Here is a 16,978-nt window from a genome sequence, read left to right as displayed (position 1 = left end):
CTGAGTCAGCGGCCGAGTGTATCGAGCAGGTCGCGGGGAGGCTGGTTCTGCTCGAGCAGGGCGGAAAAGGCCTCGGCGTTGATCGGTCGGCTGATCAGGTAGCCCTGAACGTCGTCGCAACCGTTTTCCTTGAGGAACTGCAGCTGGGCTTCGGTCTCTACGCCTTCTGCCACGACCTGCAGTGACAGGCTGTGGGCCATCGCGATCACGGCACGGACAATGGCGTCATCGCCGGGCGCGTCGTTCAGCGCCGCGATGAAGGCCCGGTCGATCTTCAGGGTGCTGATCGGGAAGCGCTTGAGGTAGGCCAGCGATGAGTAACCGGTACCGAAGTCATCGACCGAGAGGCTGACACCCAGTGCCTGCAGCTCGTTGATGTTGTCGACAATCGCCTCACTGTGCTCGGCCAGCATGCTCTCGGTGAGCTCCAGCTCCAGCAGGCGGGCCGGCAGATTGTGGCGTTGCAGGGTTTGCCGGACGCGGCTGGCAAAGCCTTCCTGTCGCAGCTGCTGAACCGACAGGTTGACCGATACGATGACCGAGGCTGGCCCATGATGGCACCAGTGGCTGGCCTGGGCACAAGCCGCGTTCAGCACCTGTTCACCAAGGGCGACGATCAGCCCGGTTTCCTCGGCAATACTGATGAATTCACCGGGCATTATCAGCCCACGTGTCGGGTGCTGCCAGCGTACCAGGGCCTCGGCGCTGCGGATGCAGTCGCTGGCCAGGTGTAGCTTCGGCTGGAAATAGACAATTAGCTGCTGTTCCTCGATTGCCTTGCGCAGCTGGTTTTCCAGTTGCAGGCGGTCGAGGCTGTAGGCGCGCAGCTGCGGTGTATAGAACTGCAGCCGGTTGCCGCCAAGGTGCTTGGCGTGCTGCATGGCCTGGTTGGCCTGGGTAATCAGCTGCAGGCTGTCGCGTGCGGTTGCCGGGAACAGGCTGATACCGATGGAGGCGGTGACCACTAGTTCGTGATCGGCGATCAGCATGGGTTCGCGCAGGCGCTCAAGGATATGGTCGGCCAGCGTGCCCAGCGTTTCGCTGCAGTTGGCGTGCTCGACGATGACGACGAACTCGTCGGCGGACAGCCGCGCCAGGCCGTGTTCGTCGCCGAGCAGGGCGCTGAGACGGTGGGCGACCTCTTGGAGCAGGGCATCGGCGACGGCATGGCCCAGGGTCACGTTGATGTGCTTGAAGCGGTCCAGATCAATATGCAGCAGCGCCAGCTGGCTGTCGCTCTGGCGTGCGCGGGCGGTCGCCTCCTGCAGGTTCTCACTGAAGCGGCGGCGGTTGGCCAGTTGGGTGAGCGGGTCGTAATTGGTCAGATACTGCAGCTGCTCCTCGGTTTGCCGATGGGTGGTCAGGTCGGCGAAGAACCCGACGTAGTGGGTGATCTGCGCCGCCGGGTTACGTACCACGGTGACTTGCAGCCAAATCGGGAAAGACTCACCACTGCGACGGCGGGCGGTCATTTCACCCTGCCAGCGATCCTTGTTGTTGAGCATGCTCTGCAGGTGCAGGAATTGCTGACGCAGCTCGTCCGAACCACTCAGCTCCAGCATGTTGCGGCCCACGGCGTCCTGTTGCTGCAAGCCGGTGATGACGCTGTAGGCCTGGTTTACCGCGAGGATATCCAGCGTCGGGCTGAGGATGAAGATGCCCTCGCTGGAAGCCTCAAACACGGTCGCCGACAGCTGGGCCTGTTCATCCTGCAGCTTGCGGGCGCTGATGTCGCGGCGGGTACCGATCATCCGCAGAACCCGACCGCTGGCGTCGCGCTCGACTGCCCGGCCGCTGTCTTCGACCCAGAGCCAGTGGCCATCGGCATGGCGTACCCGGTACTCCATGCGGTAGGCGTGGGTCTTGTTCTTCATATGCTGGACGAGGGTCTTGCGGACCATCGTCAGGTCGGCTGGATGAACCAGTGGCCGCAGGTCTTCCAGCATGCTCGGCACCGCATCTTCAGGCATGCCGAACAGCGGTTTGAGGCGCGAGTGGTAGACCTTGTCGGTCGTCAGGTCCCAGTCCCACAGGCCCAACTGACTCGCCTCCATGGCCAGACTCAACTGGGCTTCGCTGGCGCGCAGGTTGTGGGTGGCTGCTTCCAGCTCGGCGGTTCGTTGCCGGACCCGCTCTTCCAGTGCGATATGGCTGTCACGCAGCGACTGTTCTGCCTGTCGGCGCTGCATGATCTCGCGGGTCAGTTGCTGGTTGAGTTCTTCAGTACGCTGGTGGGCACTGCCCAGATTGGCCAGCAGGCTTTCATTGCGCAGGTTACTGATCATCGCTTGCCGCATGATGCGGTGGATCAGTACGGCGGTCAGTACGATGAAGAAAAACAGCAGCATCCCCATCGTTGCCCAGCCTTTGCTGCTGGCGCTGCCGTCGTGCAACAGCCAGGCCAGCGGGGGTAACCAGGCAGGCAGCAGGAACGAGATAAAGGCACTGAAACGGGTAGCGTAGAGCACGCCTACGCACAGGCTGACGCCTCCGGCAATGCTGTACGTCAGCGCTTGCTGGGCAAAGTTGTCGAGTGGTGTCAGCGCAATGTAGACCCAGCTCAGGCATAGGCCCGATGCCAGGTTGCCAAGGTGGAAGAAGAAGCTCCAGCGCCGGCGCAGGCGGTCCTGGGAGGGGGTTTGCCAGTAGCGACGAACCAGCATCTGGCGCAGCACCGCCAGCAGGGCGAGGGCACCCAGCCAGCTGAACAGGTGGAATGCGGACGCCTGGTTCCAGACGAGGGGCGTGACCAGCAGCGCGGTGAACAGCAGTAGCCATTGCGGTAGCCGCGATCGGGCATACAGCTGGTCCATCTGCGGCAGGCGCAGATCGCTTTGCGAGATAGGGCTGAACGCGGCTCGGCTGCCAGTCATGGCTTTTTTGCGCTCCGTTGGCCCGTGATTGTTATTGTTATCATGCGCTTTACGTCGGGTGTTACAGTCGAATCAGGCTCTTCACCTTACACCAGCCCTGTCCTGCGGCACAGTCCCTCAGCCGCAAAATATCACATCCGAGGCGTCTGGTCCGGGGCATGGCTGCGTGGCTTCCGGCGCAGGACAACGGGCTGTTAGAATGCCGCGATGGATATCTCCCACCTGCTTAATTCTCTCAATGATGCTCAACGTCAGGCTGTGACCGCCTCAGTCGGCCAGCAACTGGTGCTGGCCGGTGCCGGCTCCGGTAAGACCCGAGTGCTGGTTCACCGTATCGCCTGGCTGGTCCAGGTCGAACAGGCCTCACCCTGGAGCATTCTTTCCGTCACCTTTACCAACAAGGCCGCCTACGAGATGCGCGCGCGGATCGAGCAACTGCTCGGCATTGCGCCGCAGGGCATGTGGGTCGGCACCTTCCATGGCCTGGCACATCGATTGTTGCGAGCGCACTGGCGTGAGGCCGGGCTGGCCGAACAGTTCCAGATTCTCGACAGCGACGACCAGCAGCGGCTGGTCAAGCGGGTTATCCGTGAGTTGGGGCTGGACGAGAACCAGTGGGCGCCCAAGCAGGCCCAGTGGTGGATCAACGCGCAGAAAGACGAAGGTCTGCGCCCGCAGCACATCCAGCCGGCCGGTGATCTGTACATGAGCACCATGGTGCGCATCTACGAAGCCTACGAGCAGGCCTGCAGCCGGGCTGGCGTGGTCGATTTTGCCGAGCTGCTGCTGCGCTCGCTGGAATTGTGGCGTGACAACCAGGCCCTGCGCGAGCAGTATCGGGCCCGCTTCAAGCACATTCTGGTCGACGAGTTCCAGGATACCAACGCGGTGCAGTACGCCTGGTTGCGGCATCTGGCCGGCAAGACGCCAAGCTTGATGGTGGTTGGTGACGATGACCAGTCAATCTACGGCTGGCGCGGTGCGCGGATTGAAAACATCCAGCAGTTCCAGACCGATTACCCGAATGCCGAGATGATTCGCCTGGAGCAGAACTACCGCTCCACCGCGACCATCCTCCAGGCCGCCAACGCGCTGATCGGCAATAACTCGGGCCGACTCGGTAAGGAGCTGTGGACCGACGGCAACGAAGGTGAGCCGATTGCCCTCTACGCTGGCTTCAACGAGCAGGATGAAGCGCGCTTTATCGTCGAACGGATCGAGCAGGGCATTCGCGACGGCTTGGCGCGCAGCGAGATGGCCATTCTCTATCGCTCCAACGCCCAGTCGCGGGTGCTGGAGGAGGCGCTGCTGCGCAGCGGTATTCCCTACCGTATCTACGGCGGCCAGCGCTTCTTCGAACGTGCCGAGATCAAGAACGCTATGGCCTACCTGCGGCTGATGGCCAACCGCGGCGACGACGGTGCGCTGGAGCGCATTATCAATCTGCCGACCCGCGGTATCGGCGACAAGACCGTCGAGCTGCTGCGCCAGCAAGCGCGCGAGCGAGATGTCTCCATGTGGCAGGCCGCCTGCGATCTGATCGACAACAAGGGGTTGCCGGGCCGGGCGGCCAACGCGGTGCAGGGCTTTTTGGTACTGATCGAGGAAATGGCCGAGCGCGCCGAAGGGCTGCCGCTCTACAGCCAGACCCAGATTGCCATCGAGCACAGTGGTCTGCTGCGCTTCCATGAGCAGGAAAAGGGCGACAAGGCGCAGGCGCGGGTCGAGAACCTGGAAGAGCTGGTGTCGGCCGCGCGCGGTTTCGAGAACGACATGGCCGACGAGGAAGAGGAAGGCGACGTGCTGCTGGCCTTCCTTGCCCACGCGTCGCTGGAAGCGGGTGAAACCCAGGCTGACCGCTTTGAAGACAGCGTCCAGTTGATGACCCTGCACAGTGCCAAGGGTCTGGAATTCCCGCTGGTATTTCTGGCCGGGGTAGAAGAGGGGTTGTTCCCGCACAAGATGAGCCTGGAAGATCCGGGCCGGCTGGAGGAGGAGCGCCGACTGGCCTATGTGGGTATTACCCGGGCGATGCAGCAACTGGTGATCACCTGGGCGGAGACCCGCCGACTGTACGGCAGTGAAACCTTCAACAAGGTGTCGCGCTTTGTCCGTGAAATTCCGCCGGAACTGATTCGTGAAGTACGTCTTGGCAGTCAGGTCAGTCGACCCTTTGGTCCGGCCAAGGGCAACCTGTTCTCCAGTGAGGCGACCGAAAGCACCGGTTTTGCCCTCGGCCAGCGCGTCGAACACGCCCTGTTCGGTGAAGGGGTAGTGCTCAACTACGAAGGCCATGGCGCGCAGGCACGGATTCAGGTCAATTTTGATGATGAAGGCAGCAAGTGGCTGATGGTGGCGTATGCCAAGCTACAGGCGCTTTAGCGCTTTAGCGCTTGGAGCTGCAAGCTTCAAGCTATAAGCGGCAAGCGGTCTGGGCGTGCGTGAGGCATTGTGCGAAGTGAGAGTGTTAGAGCGGCTGTCGGCGCTTGGGGATTCAGTACAAAATCAGACGCGGACAGCTTGTAGCTTGCCGCTTACAGCTTGGAGCTAAAAGAATGGATAGACGTGAATTGTTGACGGCCGCAGGTCTGGGCCTGGGGGCTGCGGCGCTGGCTGGCTGCAAGGATGACAGTGCAGCTGCCGGCACTGCGGCAGCGCCGGCAGAGCAGCGCTTTCGCTGGAAGATGGTGACCTCCTGGCCGGAGAACTTTCCTGGTCTGGGTACCACCGCCCAGCACTTTGCTGACACTGTGGCGCGGCTGTCCAACGACCGTCTGACCATTCAGGTGTTCGCCGCTGGCACCCTGGTTCCGGCGCTGGAAGTGTTTGACGCCGTTTCTGGCGGCACCGCTGAACTGGGTCACAGCGCAGCCTATTATTGGAAGGGCAAGAGTGCCGCGGCGCCGTTCTTTACCGCTGTGCCGTTCGGCATGAATGCCCAGGAAATGAACGCCTGGCTATATGAAGGCGGCGGGCTGGAGCTGTGGCAGAAGGCCTATGACCCGCTCGGCGTGGTGCCGCTGCCGTGCGGCAATACCGGCGTGCAGATGGCCGGCTGGTTCAATAAGGAAATCAATAGCCTGGACGACCTGCAGGGCCTGAAAATCCGTATGCCGGGCTTCGGCGGCGAGGTGCTGTCGCGTGCTGGCGCGACTACGGTCAACCTGCCTGGCAGCGAAATCTTTACCTCGCTGCAGACTGGCGTGATCGACGCCACCGACTGGGTCAGTCCCTACAACGATCTGGCCTTTGGTTTGCACAAAGCGGCCAAGTTCTATTACTACCCGGGTTGGCAGGAACCCTGTGCGGTGCTGGAGTTGACCATCAACAAGCAGAAGCTGGCAGAGTTGCCGGATGACCTGCGCAGTATCGTCATCGAGGCTGCCCGTTCAACCAATCAGGCCATGCTGGATGAGTATGGCCGCCGTAATGCCGACGCGCTACACACCCTGATCGACGAATATGACGTTCAGCTACGTCGGCTGCCGGACTCGGTGCTGGACCGATTGCGCGACATCAGTGCTGATGTGCTGGAAGAGACCGCCGCGATGGATCCGCTGAACCGCGAAGTGTGGGATTCCATGCAGGCGTTCCGCGAGAAGATCCAGGCCTGGCACGCGATCAGTGAAAAGGCGATGTACGATCTGCGCACCTGAACGGCCCCGCCCCGCACTCCTGCGGGGCACTTTGCTTGTCCTTCGACTGCCCTCGCGGGTTGACCACCTCGCTGGATGCCGTCTAATGTCTTCGCTACTGGCACTCTGCCTGATAATAACAAGATCAGCCAAACCTCTGGCGCAGTCCTTGCACCGCACGGGACAGCAGAGCGTATTGGCAGCGAGGTTTCCATTTGAAGCAGGCAGAACGGCACTACCCACAGGGTGATTTCGCCTACTGGTGGATGCAACAGGGCGACTGGGTTGAAGCCCCCAATCAGCGTCGCGATGGCAATAGTGGCGTACAGCGCCTGACTATCGGCAACGACTCTCTTCTTTATCTGAAACGACAGGTCGGTCATCTCAGTCGTTCCGTGCGCTATCCACTCGGACGTCCTACGGTGGCGCGCGAGGCGCGAGCACTGGCAGCCTATCGCGCTGCCGGGGTTCGGGTGCCGGAAACGGTATTCTCTGCGGTGCGCAAGGTGCAGGGGCAGTGGCAGGGGTTGCTGGTGACACAAGCACTGAGTGGTTACGTCAGCCTTGATCAGTGGTACGCCAGCGACGCGCCAGTGCGTCATGGCGCTGCGGTACATCGGCACATGCTGCGTGAACTGGCCGCTACGCTGAGCCGAGCCCATGCTCATGGGCTCCAGCATGGCTGCCTGTATGCCAAGCATGTGTTCATTCGGGTGCATAGCCATGGGGTCGAAGTGGCCCTGCTGGACCTGGAGAAAAGTCGCCGGCGCTGGCGTCGCAGTGCGGCGGTACGTCATGATCTGACGCAGCTGTATCGCCACCGTGACGGCATGCCTCAGGCGGACTGGTTTCAGATGCTGGATGATTACCGTCGGGTCGCCACAATTGCCCCCAGCGAGCAACTGCTCGGTCGCAAAACGCCGGTGAAGCCAAAGCAGGTCTGAGTCAGGACTGGCAGGGAAGGCAAGTGATGGACTCGAGTGCGTTGTTATATCCCATGGTGTTCCACGTCGGCTGGACAGCACTGCTGTATGTTGCCCTGACCGTGCTGCGGGCGCCGACGATCTGGGGGCTGGATACCCGCTCCGGCAGGCTGGCTCGCCGGGCCGCCTGGGAGCCACGGGTCAGCGCCAACCTGTCCAATCAGTTTGAATGGCCGCTGCTGTTTTACGTCTGTTGTGTGTTACTGCTGCAGACGGGCAAGGTAGATCCTGGCCTGGTGCTGCTGGCCTGGATCTTTGTGGCGGGGCGCGTCGTTCACAGTTTTGTCCAAATACTGACGGGTAATATTCGGCTGCGTGGTCTGGTGTTTACCATCAACTTTCTGGCTGTGCTGCTGATGTGGGGTTGGTTGCTTGGTGCAACACTCTGAGGGCCAACCTCCAAACGATCAACGAGGCTTTGGCCTATGACTTCTTTCCGTATTTCTCTGGCAACCGCCGCTGACGCCGAGCAGGTTGGCGTGCTGTTCGACCTGTATCGCCAGTTTTATGAACAACCGACAGACCCCGCCGGCGCAACCGCCTATCTGCGTGCCCGTTTGCAGCGTGGTGAATCCATCGTACTGATGGCGCAGACCGCTGGGGGGGAGCTGGCCGGCTTCTGCCAGCTTTACCCGACTTTCTGCTCGGTGGATATGGCGCCGATCTGCATTCTCTACGATCTGTTCGTGGCTGCCGATTACCGTCGTCAGGGCGTGGCCGAGTTGTTGCTGGCAGCGGCCGGCCAGCAGGCACAGGCGTATGGCGCGGTGCGGATGGAATTGGCGACGGCGGTTACCAATACTTCGGCGCAGCGGCTCTATGAGTCGACTGGCTGGGTTCGCGATGACGCTTTTTTTCATTACGCCAAGGTCATTGCGGGTTCCACAGAGACGCTGCCGCACGGCTGAGGTGCGGCGTCCTGATCAACGGGCTGCCGGGGTTTCGGAGAACCGGGCCGCCGCACTCAGTACCGCCAGAATCGAGGCCGTGGTGATATTCGCGTGCCGGCCGACGCCAAAACGCGAGCCGGGGACATTCGGCATGGCGGCCTCTACGATCGCCACTGCAGCGGCATCCGACCCTGCTCCCAGGCTGCGCTCCTCGTAGCTGTCGATGCGCAGCGGCATACCCAGTGCCGCGACCGTTGCAGCAATGGGCCCGTTGCCTGACCCCGACAAAGCCTTGAGGGCACCATCCGCGTCAGCCAGCTCCAGGGCAATGCCCTGGCCGTCCGCATGCTCGAACAGGCGATGGCTGCGATAGATGAAGGGCGACTGCTCCCGGGTCGGGGCAAGGTAGGTTCGCTCGAAGAGCTCCCAGATCTGCTCGCTGGCCAGCTCCGTTTCGCTGGCGTCGGCCTGTGCCTGCACGATCGAACTGAACTCGACCTGCATGCGGCGCGGCATGCTGATGCCGTTGTCGCGCTGCAGCAGAAAGGCAATACCGCCTTTTCCCGACTGGCTGTTGACGCGCACGATGCTGTCATAGGTGCGGCCCAGGTCTTTTGGGTCAATCGGCAGGTAAGGCACGCGCCAGGTCGCGTCGGGCTTCTGTGCAGCAAAGCCCTTGGCGATGGCATCCTGATGCGAACCGGAGAATGCGGTGAACACCAGGTCGCCAACGTAGGGGTGGCGCGGATGAATCGGCAGTGCGGTGCACTCTTCGGCCACCCGGGCAATCGCCGCAATGTCGGAAAAATCCAGGTCTGGCGCGATGCCCTGGGTGTACAGATTCAGTGCCAGCGTTACCAGATCGACATTGCCGCTGCGCTCACCATTGCCAAACAGACACCCTTCGACCCGCTGCGCGCCCGCCAGTATCGCCTGTTCGGCGCAGGCGACGCCGGTGCCCCGGTCGTTGTGAGGGTGCACCGACAGGGTTATGTGCTCGCGTCGCTCCAGCCGCCGGTCCATCCACTCGACCTGATCGGCGAACACATTGGGGGTGGCGACTTCCACGGTAGTCGGCAGATTGATGACCATCCGGCGTTGTGGCCCGGCGTCCCAGGCGCGGATGGCGGCGTTGCAGACGGCGAGTGACACCTCAAGCTCAGCCATGCAGAAGGTCTCCGGCGAATATTGCAATACCCACTCGGTTTCGGGGTGGGCCGCCGTCAGCCGTTTGAACAGGGCGATATGGTGCTCAACCATGGCGGTGATCTGTGGCACGCTCATGCCGAACACGACCTCGCGCCAGACGGGGGCCACTGCGTTGTAGAGATGAACGATGACCCGGCGGGCACCTGCGACGCTGCGCACAGTGTCGGTGATCAGGTCTTCGCGCAATTGAGTCATGACCATCGGAGTGACGTCATCAGGGATCTGATTCGTGTCGATGAGGGTGCGAACGATCGCGAAATCCGTGCTTGATGCGGCGGGAAAGCCCAGTTCTATTTCCTTAAACCCGATGCGTACTAGGGTATCGAACAGACGTAACTTGCGTTCACGGTTCATCGGTTCAAACAGCGCCTGGTTGCCGTCGCGCAAGTCGGTGGACAGCCAGATCGGCGCTTGCTTCATGGTCCGTGACGGCCATTGGCGGTCGCTGAGATCGACCTGAGAGGCCGCGTGGTATTTCCGGGAAGGGTCGGTCAACATGAACAGCACTCCAGCGAAATTGTTATCTGCCTGATTCCCGTTGTCTGGCTCACGCAGATAATGGCCGGGTCAGGTGAATTGAGGGCGGGTCACGACACGCACGATCATGCGACCATCAGCGGTAGCCGCCGTTGGGCAAACGCGCGCACCAACCAGGTGAATAGCCCCAATGGATGTGTCACTGATGCTAGGCTTGCGGCATTTGTCTATCTACATAAAAATAGACAGATTATTTATCCATATGGACATATTGCCTCGGCATGGGCTTTCACTCTCCTGAATACGGTGGTCATGCACTTGATCCGAGTGTCGACACCTGGTCGGTATCCGGCGTGGCGGTTCGCTACCCTGCGGGCCATGTCGTACCTGCACACCAGCACCCGCAGGGGCACCTGATCTATGCCGACCGCGGACTGCTGCGGGTGGAAGCCGAAAGCGGGCAGTGGCTGGTGCCGCCCACGGCGGCGGTCTGGTTGCGGGCGGGTGTGCAGCACCGGCTGGTGGTTCCGGTCGCGTTGCAGGCTCACGGGTTGTTCGTACGGGAGGATGTGTGCGCGCGTTTGCCAGCGGCCGACTGCGTGGTGCATGTCTCGGGTTTGCTGCGTGAGCTGATCATGGCGCTGACCCGAGCCGATAACGCGGCTGTCGGCGACAGGCGGATGGCGCTGCTGGGTGAGCTGCTGGTTGAGGAGTTGCATGCGCAGCCCGTTCTGCCGCTGCACCTGCCGTGGCCGACGGGCGGAGCCGCCAACCCGATTCAGCAGGTGTGTCAGGCGCTGGTGGACAATCCGGGCGATACCGGCACCGCTGCCGTGTGGGCCGACAGACTGGCAGTTGGCATCAAAACATTCCACCGGCGCTTCCAGCAGTCTACCGGCATGACCTTTGGCAGGTGGCGTCAGCAGTTGCGGCTGATGTCGTCGCTGACGCTGTTGCTGCAGGGCGTGCCAATCACCCAAGTTGCACTTGCCAGCGGCTACGATAGCCATAGTGCTTACACTACGGCGTTTCGCAAGCAGTTCGGGCAGCCACCCTCGGCATTTACCGCGAGCAGACCGGTGTTGTAACCCAACGGCGTGTTCAGTCCCGCCAGCGCAGCGCACATTTTGCGAGTCAGGCCTGATATGCTTTCGGGGATTTTCATTTGCCCAAAGGACTGACCATGAGTGAACCCCAATACGCCGGTTTCTGGCTGCGTTTCGGCGCTACCCTGATTGATTCTGTGGTTTTCGGCGTGGTGCTGATGGTGCCGCTGGCGCTGATCTACGGTGAAAGCTACTGGGTCGATGAAACCCTGGTGCACGGCTTTTGGGATGTGTTGCTCAGCTACGTTGTGCCCTTTATCGCCACCCTCTGGTTCTGGCGCCGCTTTCTCGGTACACCGGGCAAGATGCTGCTGCGTTTGCGGGTGGTCGATGCGCGTACCGGTGAGCCGTTGCCGCTGGGCCAATGTATCCTGCGCTATGTCGGTTACTTTGTGTCGGCGCTGCCGCTCTGCCTGGGTTTTCTCTGGGTGGCCTTCGATGCTCGCAAGCAGGGTTGGCATGACAAGATTGCCGGCAGCGTGGTGATTGTCGAGCCCCGTGAGCCAGTGCGCTTCGCAGGCCGGGAATAGGGCAGGCGCACAGATGGACGAGCCAACACCCGTGATCCTGTTCGATGGTGTGTGCAAACTGTGCAGCGCCTGGGCCAACTTCATTATCGAGCACGATATTGATCACCGGTTTCGGCTCTGCAGCGTGCAGTCACCGGCCGGACAGCGACTGTTGGCACGACACGGCTATCCCACCGATACCTTTGAAACCATGCTGGTGGTTGATGGCGAACGCTGCTTCGAAAAAAGTGCGGCGTTCTTTGTTGTCATGGCTCGGCTCGGCTGGCCGTGGCGCGGACTGTGCCTGTTTCGGCTGATCCCGCGCCCGCTGCGCGATTGGCTCTATGACCGTATTGCGCTGAATCGTTACCGGCTGTTTGGTCGTTATGAACTGTGTCGCTTGCCGGCGGCCGACCACGCGGGGCGCTTTGTTGATGAGTAGGCAGGAGACGTTGAGGGTGGCACGCTGGTGTCGCTGGATGCTGGCGTTTGTTTTCATCTACCACGGCCTGGTGCCCAAGCTGCTGTTTCTCAGCCCGGTCGAAGTGCAGATGGTCGAGGCGTCAGGTCTGGGCCTGAACGCACAGGTGATTTCGCCGCTGGCCGGAGCGGCTGAGGTTTTGCTCGGCTTGCTTATTCTGTCTGGCTGGTTCGGCCGCTGGCCGGTAGTCGCCGCCGGGTTCGGGCTGGTCGGCTTGCTTGGCTACGTTGCCTTGTTCGCCCCGATGCTGTTGATCGAGGCGTTCAATCCGGTGTCGACCAATCTGCCGGTCTTGCTGCTTTGCCTGCTGATATGCCATCTGGAGCGCACTGCAGACAGCTGACGTTCAGGTAAAACCGCCGTTGACCCAGCCACCGTCCTTGCTGCACAGGAATGCGACGGTGCCAGCGATATCGGCCGATTCACCCAAACGTTCCAATGGGCTTATCGCCGCCAGCTGCAACCTTGAAACAAAGCGATGGTCAATCAAGGCATGGCCTGCTCGGGTCTCTAGCGCAAGGAGAGGTTGTGTCATCACCGTGGAAACCCCGTCTCTGGCTGACGGTGCTGCTTGGCATCGTGCTGCAGCCGTTTGTGTTTCTCTATGTCAACCGGCCCCGCTTGTTCTGGGGTTACCTGCTGGTCTCGCTGGTGACCGCGGGAATCGACTGGTATTACGAGCTGGCGTTGACCTTGCTGTTCAGCCTGATCTGCCCGCTGCACGCGGTGATGATTGCGAGGCGTTACGACCCGCAGACGCCGCGCCGCTGGTTCAATCGTGCCAGTGTGGCGGTTGGCCTCTATCTCGCGGTGATGGTGAGTATTTTGGGGGCGCGGACCTTCCTCTATGAGCCCTATCAGGTGCCGTCTGCCTCGATGCGCCCGACGCTGATGGAGGGGAATCTGTTTGTTGCGCAGAAGCGGGGCTTTGCCCATCGCAGCCTGTTCGGTTTCACCTTGCCCGGTAGCGATCAGCTCGATACGGCGCGCCTGCAGCGCGGTCAGATTTACGTGTTCTATCCTCCCGGACACGATGCGCTGTATGTGAAGCGGTTGATGGCACTGCCCGGTGATGTGATCGCGCTGACCCCGGACGGCGTCGTCATCAACGGCGAGCGTCTGCCCCGGGAGCTGCTGTCGGACAGCGAGGGGATACGGATCTACCGTGAGCGAAATGGCGGCCAGTCCTACCGGATTCAGCAACTGGACGCTGCTGCGCCGCAGCCGATCCAGACGTTCAAGGTGCCGCAAGGGCACTACTTCTTTCTGGGTGACAATCGCGACAATTCCAACGATAGCCGTTACTGGGGATCGGTGTTGGCCGAGCGGGTGGTGGGCGAGATGGTCTGGCTGGTGAACAAGACAGACCCGGCAGCATCCACGCCCTGACGGCTCAGTCTTCCAGTTGCGCTACCCGCTGGTCAATCTCACCTGTCTGGCGGCGCCACCAGTCGCTGACCTGACACAGTGCCAGCGCCTGGGTGCTGCAGCGGCCCTCATCCATCGCCGTGCGCACGGCCTCCACGTCGACCCGATTCAGGTAGCCGACCGCATCGGTCATCAGCTCTCCGTCGCCGAAGCCGCCTTCGAGCATCTCGGCCAGCGCCTGTTCGCGGCTCCAGCCCTCGAACACCATGCGGTACATGGCGGTCATCAGCCCGGTGCGGTTCTGGCCGTGCTTGCAGTGGATCAGCACACCACCCTGTTGCTGGCCGGCGCGGATCGCGCGCAGCACGCGGATCACGTCGGTGTCGGTTACCCGGTCGGCGTGCAGTGGTTCGTGGATGGCGGTCAGCTCGCTGCCTGCCAGCCAGTCGTCGTTGCGCTGGTAGAAATTGATCACGGTATGGATACCTTGCGCCTGCAGCGTCGACAGGTCCCCGCTGTCCGGCAGGGCGCTGCGATACAGGTTGGGTGCCATGCGATACAGACGCAGCTGCGGATCAATCGGGGTTGCCCAGTTGGCCGGACGCGCCTGCCCGGCGCTGAGGGTGGGTGCCGGCATGTCGACGTGGTCGCTGCGCAGGACGTCGGGTCGGGCCAGCGCGATGACACCCAGCAGTGCCAGCGGCAGGCCGGCCACGAGCAACAGATTACGCGGCTTCATGACGGAGCTCCCCAGCCTGGCTGACGTTACGCGCTGCGACGGCTGGCCGATACAGCAGTAGCCGGTAACAGAGCAGGCAGATGCACCAGTCGAACAACAGGGTCCAGACGTTGTGCGAGAGGAAATGTGCGCCCTGCATGGTGCGCCCGAGTGACAGCACGGTGCCTAGCGCCAGTGCGCCGATCAGGGCGCCGCGGGCGGCCCGCGGAAAGCGGTCACGCAGGGCAAAGAACAAGGCCAGCAGCGAGAACCCGGAAGAGGCATGACCGCCGGGCCAGCAGCGTCCGGGTTTGTTGCTGTCGGGGCGGACTGATAGCAGCGGCGTGTGAATCTCCGTGCCGCCGTATTGCACCAGACTCCAGGGGCAGGGCACGTTGGTCAGCTGCTTGAGCGGGGTGACCAGGCTGGTAGCCAAGGCCAGCGACAGCACCAGATAGCCCAGTTCCGGCCGCCAGCGCCTCAGCCGGGTCGGCAGCAGGCTGAGCACAAACCCGATGATCGCCAGTACGCCGATGACAATCACCGCCTGCTTGACCCGGTCGTGCAGGATGTCTTCGAGGAAGAAGCTGTGGCGACCGACGAAGCCGTCGCCCGGTACGTAGAACAGGTCGGAGAACCAGAAATCCAGCGCGCTGGTGTCAAACATCAGCATCAGCGCCATGACTGCTGCCGGAATCAGCAGCCAGCGACCAACAGGAAAGGGGCGCGACACCCGCGCAGGGCTGCTCATCGCTGGCTGACCTGACGGACCGGGTGGCTGCTGGAGGGCTGCCAGGCCAGCAGTCGGTGGCCGTAGTCGTAGCTGGCGCCTTCGTAGTAGGCAATGGCGCGGCGGACCAGCGGATCAGTTGCCTGCGCCGCCTTTTCCACGCTCAGTCCCATGGCGTCGTCGTGCCGGCGGATCAGGCCGCGCGGGCTCAGGATCGCCAGATCCTGACCGTCAAACAGACCCAGATGCTGGTAGTTACCGATCAGCGCCCGTCCCGGGCCGGTATCCGGGCGCAGCAGGTTATGGCCGAAGAAAGTCGAGGTGTAATCCATGTTCAGCAGGCCCATCAGCGTCGGTGCCAGATCGATCTGGCTAGCCACGCGGCTGTCCTCGCGGGCGTCGATCAGGCCTGGGGCGTAGACGAACAGCGGGATGTGGTAGTTGTGCACCGGCAGGTCTTCCTTGCCGGCGCTGCCGGCGGTGTGGTCGGCAACGAACACGAAGACGGTGTCCTTGAACCAGGGTTTCTCACGCGCCTGCGCGAGGAACTGGCCGATGGCGTAGTCGGTGTATTTCACCGCGCCTTCGCGGCCGGTGCCGGACGGGATGTCGATGCGGCCTTCCGGATAGCTGTAGGGGCGGTGGTTGGAGGTGGTCATCAGCTGCAGCAGGAACGGCTTGCCCGCGGCGGCATCGGCGTCGGCCAGCTTCAGGGTCTGGTTGTAGAGGTCTTCGTCGCTCATACCCCAGGCGTTGGTGAAGGTGACTTCCTCGTCAGGCACGCTGGCCTGATCGACTACTCGGTAGCCGTTGCCGGCGAAGAAGGCGTTCATGTTGTCGAAGTAGCCGCGGCCACCGTAGACAAACACGCTGTCGTAGCCCTGCGCGCCGAGTTGCTGGCCAAGACTGGCAAACCCGGTTTCGCGGCCGATGCGCTTGACTATCGAGCGGCCGGGGGTCGGCGGGATCGACAGGGTGATGGCTTCCAGGCCGCGGGTGGTGCGGGTGCCGGTGGCGTAGAACTGGTTGAAGTAGAGGCTCTGCTGGCGCAGGGCGTCGAGGTTAGGGGTCAGATTGCGCGCATCGCCTTCGCTGCCCATGTACTTGGCGCTGAGGCTCTCGACGGTGACCAAAATCAGGTTCAGCTTGCGCGGCTGGCCGGGGTTGTCGATCTGCCGGCGAACGCCCATCGGGTCGGTGTCGACAAAGCGGGCATTGGCTTCACTGACCTCATCACGCAGGGTGGTGGCGGCGGTCGTTTCGGGCAGTTGCGGGTAGAACTGGGTGTAGTCCAGTTCGTTGTTACGGAAGGCGGCGAAGAACTGGTACGGGCCGTTGCTGGCCAGTTCGTGCTGATAGGCGTTTCCGCCGCTGCTGCGCGGGAAGTCCTGACCGACCACCAAAATGCTCAGGGCGACGGCCGTAACTGCGCCTGCCAGGCTGATGCCGCGTTCGGGCCAGCTTAGCAAGGGGGCGGCGGCGATGCGGCGAACCCGTGGTTGCAGCAGCGCGGTGGTGATCACGGCGATGACGGTCAGCGCTGCCAGCAGCGGATAGACCGGGTAGGACTCGAGGATGTTGTTGATCACCTCGTCGGAGTAGACCAGATAGTCGACCGCGATGAAGTTGAAGCGCACCCCGAACTCGTCCCAGAACAGCCATTCGGCGACCGCAGTGAACAGCATCAGGAAAACGCCGAAGGTCATGGCTACCTGCAGCAGGCGCAGGTGCCAGCGCTTGCGCCATAGCCAGGCCGGACACAGCAGCAGGTACAGTGCCAGTGGCGCGAGGGCGTAGAGCAGGAAGGTCAGGTCGTAGATCATTCCTTCGCCGTACAGGCGCAGCACACCGCCGGCGCTGAGTTGCGCTTCGCCCAGGTGGGTCAGCAGCAGGATCGAACGGGTGACAACGAAAACACCGAGCCAGAGGCTGGCGAGCAAGCCTAGGAAACGGGCCTGGGCGGATTTGAGCAGGGGCATGTGACGGTCCATGGTTGAAA

16 protein-coding genes are annotated in these 16,978 nt (G+C 62.2%); 10 read left to right on the top strand and 6 right to left on the bottom strand.

The features are described 5' to 3' along the window. Positions 1-5: 5 nt before the first annotated feature. Positions 6-2,873: a putative bifunctional diguanylate cyclase/phosphodiesterase gene (locus tag C1949_RS01230; RefSeq protein ID WP_104736645.1), complete on the bottom strand. Its 2,868-nt coding sequence runs from the start codon at positions 2,871-2,873 to the stop codon at positions 6-8. A gap of 207 nt (positions 2,874-3,080) precedes the next feature. On the opposite strand from C1949_RS01230, the gene uvrD reads away from it, so the two are divergent. The 5 genes from uvrD to C1949_RS01205 all read left to right on the top strand — a co-directional run bounded on the left by uvrD (position 3,081) and on the right by C1949_RS01205 (position 8,399). After that, positions 3,081-5,255: a DNA helicase II gene (gene uvrD, locus C1949_RS01225; RefSeq protein ID WP_104736644.1), complete on the top strand. Its 2,175-nt coding sequence runs from the start codon at positions 3,081-3,083 to the stop codon at positions 5,253-5,255. A 173-nt stretch (positions 5,256-5,428) separates the two neighbouring features. Beyond that, complete coding sequence (locus C1949_RS01220; RefSeq protein ID WP_104736643.1) at positions 5,429-6,529, top strand: TRAP transporter substrate-binding protein; 1,101 nt, start codon at positions 5,429-5,431, stop codon at positions 6,527-6,529. 245 nt (positions 6,530-6,774) lie between these two features. Further along, complete coding sequence (locus C1949_RS01215; RefSeq protein ID WP_104736831.1) at positions 6,775-7,452, top strand: lipopolysaccharide kinase InaA family protein; 678 nt, start codon at positions 6,775-6,777, stop codon at positions 7,450-7,452. Positions 7,453-7,478: 26 nt separating this feature from the next. Further along, a complete protein-coding gene (locus tag C1949_RS01210; RefSeq protein WP_104736642.1) occupies positions 7,479-7,880 on the top strand; it encodes an MAPEG family protein in 402 nt (133 codons plus the stop codon). A gap of 36 nt (positions 7,881-7,916) precedes the next feature. After that, positions 7,917-8,399: a GNAT family N-acetyltransferase gene (locus tag C1949_RS01205; protein ID WP_104736641.1), complete on the top strand. Its 483-nt coding sequence runs from the start codon at positions 7,917-7,919 to the stop codon at positions 8,397-8,399. 15 nt (positions 8,400-8,414) lie between these two features. Here C1949_RS01205 and C1949_RS01200 read toward each other — a convergent pair whose 3' ends face one another. Beyond that, the gene (locus C1949_RS01200) at positions 8,415-10,088 is read right to left on the bottom strand and encodes a 2-isopropylmalate synthase (RefSeq protein ID WP_104736640.1); all 1,674 of its coding nucleotides are present in this window, start codon (positions 10,086-10,088) and stop codon (positions 8,415-8,417) included. Between the two features lie 260 nt (positions 10,089-10,348). Between C1949_RS01200 and C1949_RS01195 the strand changes: the two genes are divergently transcribed. From C1949_RS01195 to C1949_RS01180, 4 genes are all read left to right on the top strand, one after another. Continuing rightward, positions 10,349-11,155, top strand: coding sequence for an AraC family transcriptional regulator (locus tag C1949_RS01195; protein WP_104736639.1), 807 nt, complete (start codon positions 10,349-10,351; stop codon positions 11,153-11,155). 95 nt (positions 11,156-11,250) lie between these two features. After that, positions 11,251-11,703 (top strand): RDD family protein, encoded by a 453-nt coding sequence (locus C1949_RS01190; RefSeq protein WP_104736638.1) that lies wholly within the window; start codon positions 11,251-11,253, stop codon positions 11,701-11,703. A gap of 13 nt (positions 11,704-11,716) precedes the next feature. Next, a complete protein-coding gene (locus C1949_RS01185) occupies positions 11,717-12,124 on the top strand; it encodes a thiol-disulfide oxidoreductase DCC family protein (RefSeq protein ID WP_104736637.1) in 408 nt (135 codons plus the stop codon). A gap of 16 nt (positions 12,125-12,140) precedes the next feature. Then, positions 12,141-12,506, top strand: coding sequence for a DoxX-like family protein (locus tag C1949_RS01180; protein WP_229744316.1), 366 nt, complete (start codon positions 12,141-12,143; stop codon positions 12,504-12,506). A 3-nt stretch (positions 12,507-12,509) separates the two neighbouring features. Here C1949_RS01180 and C1949_RS19355 read toward each other — a convergent pair whose 3' ends face one another. Continuing rightward, complete coding sequence (locus C1949_RS19355) at positions 12,510-12,698, bottom strand: hypothetical protein (RefSeq protein WP_170062974.1); 189 nt, start codon at positions 12,696-12,698, stop codon at positions 12,510-12,512. On the opposite strand from C1949_RS19355, the gene lepB reads away from it, so the two are divergent. Further along, positions 12,692-13,552, top strand: coding sequence for a signal peptidase I (gene lepB, locus C1949_RS01175; protein WP_170062973.1), 861 nt, complete (start codon positions 12,692-12,694; stop codon positions 13,550-13,552). The two genes, C1949_RS19355 and lepB, sit on opposite strands and share 7 nt — an antisense overlap. Positions 13,553-13,556: 4 nt before the next feature. On the opposite strand, the gene C1949_RS01170 is transcribed toward lepB, so the two are convergent. From C1949_RS01170 to C1949_RS01160, 3 genes are read right to left on the bottom strand one after another with little or no spacing between them, the layout of a single operon-like run. Further along, entirely contained in the window at positions 13,557-14,270 is a 714-nt protein-coding gene (locus tag C1949_RS01170) for a dual specificity protein phosphatase family protein (RefSeq protein WP_104736634.1), read from the bottom strand. Then, entirely contained in the window at positions 14,257-15,000 is a 744-nt protein-coding gene (locus C1949_RS01165; RefSeq protein WP_170062972.1) for a phosphatase PAP2 family protein, read from the bottom strand. The genes C1949_RS01170 and C1949_RS01165 overlap by 14 nt, the downstream gene beginning before the upstream one ends. Next, positions 14,997-16,958 carry an LTA synthase family protein gene (locus C1949_RS01160; RefSeq protein ID WP_104736633.1) on the bottom strand — a complete coding sequence of 654 codons (1,962 nt, stop codon included), beginning with the start codon at positions 16,956-16,958 and terminating at the stop codon, positions 14,997-14,999. Before C1949_RS01160 ends, C1949_RS01165 begins: the two co-directional genes overlap by 4 nt. Between the last annotated feature and the right edge of the window lie 20 nt (positions 16,959-16,978).

This window comes from Halopseudomonas oceani (genome assembly GCF_002903165.1).
Classification (GTDB): Bacteria; Pseudomonadota; Gammaproteobacteria; order Pseudomonadales; family Pseudomonadaceae; genus Halopseudomonas; species Halopseudomonas oceani.
Note: the sequence above shows the minus strand (reverse complement) of the source record. Positions and strands in the feature narration are given on the sequence as shown.

Coding starts and splice junctions, on each gene's coding strand:
- C1949_RS01230 (WP_104736645.1), bottom strand. CDS start 2,873: ATGACTGGCAGCCGAGCCGCGTTCAGCCCTATCTCGCAAAGCGATCTG.
- uvrD (WP_104736644.1), top strand. CDS start 3,081: ATGGATATCTCCCACCTGCTTAATTCTCTCAATGATGCTCAACGTCAG.
- C1949_RS01220 (WP_104736643.1), top strand. CDS start 5,429: ATGGATAGACGTGAATTGTTGACGGCCGCAGGTCTGGGCCTGGGGGCT.
- C1949_RS01215 (WP_104736831.1), top strand. CDS start 6,775: ATGCAACAGGGCGACTGGGTTGAAGCCCCCAATCAGCGTCGCGATGGC.
- C1949_RS01210 (WP_104736642.1), top strand. CDS start 7,479: ATGGACTCGAGTGCGTTGTTATATCCCATGGTGTTCCACGTCGGCTGG.
- C1949_RS01205 (WP_104736641.1), top strand. CDS start 7,917: ATGACTTCTTTCCGTATTTCTCTGGCAACCGCCGCTGACGCCGAGCAG.
- C1949_RS01200 (WP_104736640.1), bottom strand. CDS start 10,088: ATGTTGACCGACCCTTCCCGGAAATACCACGCGGCCTCTCAGGTCGAT.
- C1949_RS01195 (WP_104736639.1), top strand. CDS start 10,349: ATGGGCTTTCACTCTCCTGAATACGGTGGTCATGCACTTGATCCGAGT.
- C1949_RS01190 (WP_104736638.1), top strand. CDS start 11,251: ATGAGTGAACCCCAATACGCCGGTTTCTGGCTGCGTTTCGGCGCTACC.
- C1949_RS01185 (WP_104736637.1), top strand. CDS start 11,717: ATGGACGAGCCAACACCCGTGATCCTGTTCGATGGTGTGTGCAAACTG.
- C1949_RS19355 (WP_170062974.1), bottom strand. CDS start 12,698: ATGACACAACCTCTCCTTGCGCTAGAGACCCGAGCAGGCCATGCCTTG.
- C1949_RS01170 (WP_104736634.1), bottom strand. CDS start 14,270: ATGAAGCCGCGTAATCTGTTGCTCGTGGCCGGCCTGCCGCTGGCACTG.
- C1949_RS01165 (WP_170062972.1), bottom strand. CDS start 15,000: ATGAGCAGCCCTGCGCGGGTGTCGCGCCCCTTTCCTGTTGGTCGCTGG.
- C1949_RS01160 (WP_104736633.1), bottom strand. CDS start 16,958: ATGCCCCTGCTCAAATCCGCCCAGGCCCGTTTCCTAGGCTTGCTCGCC.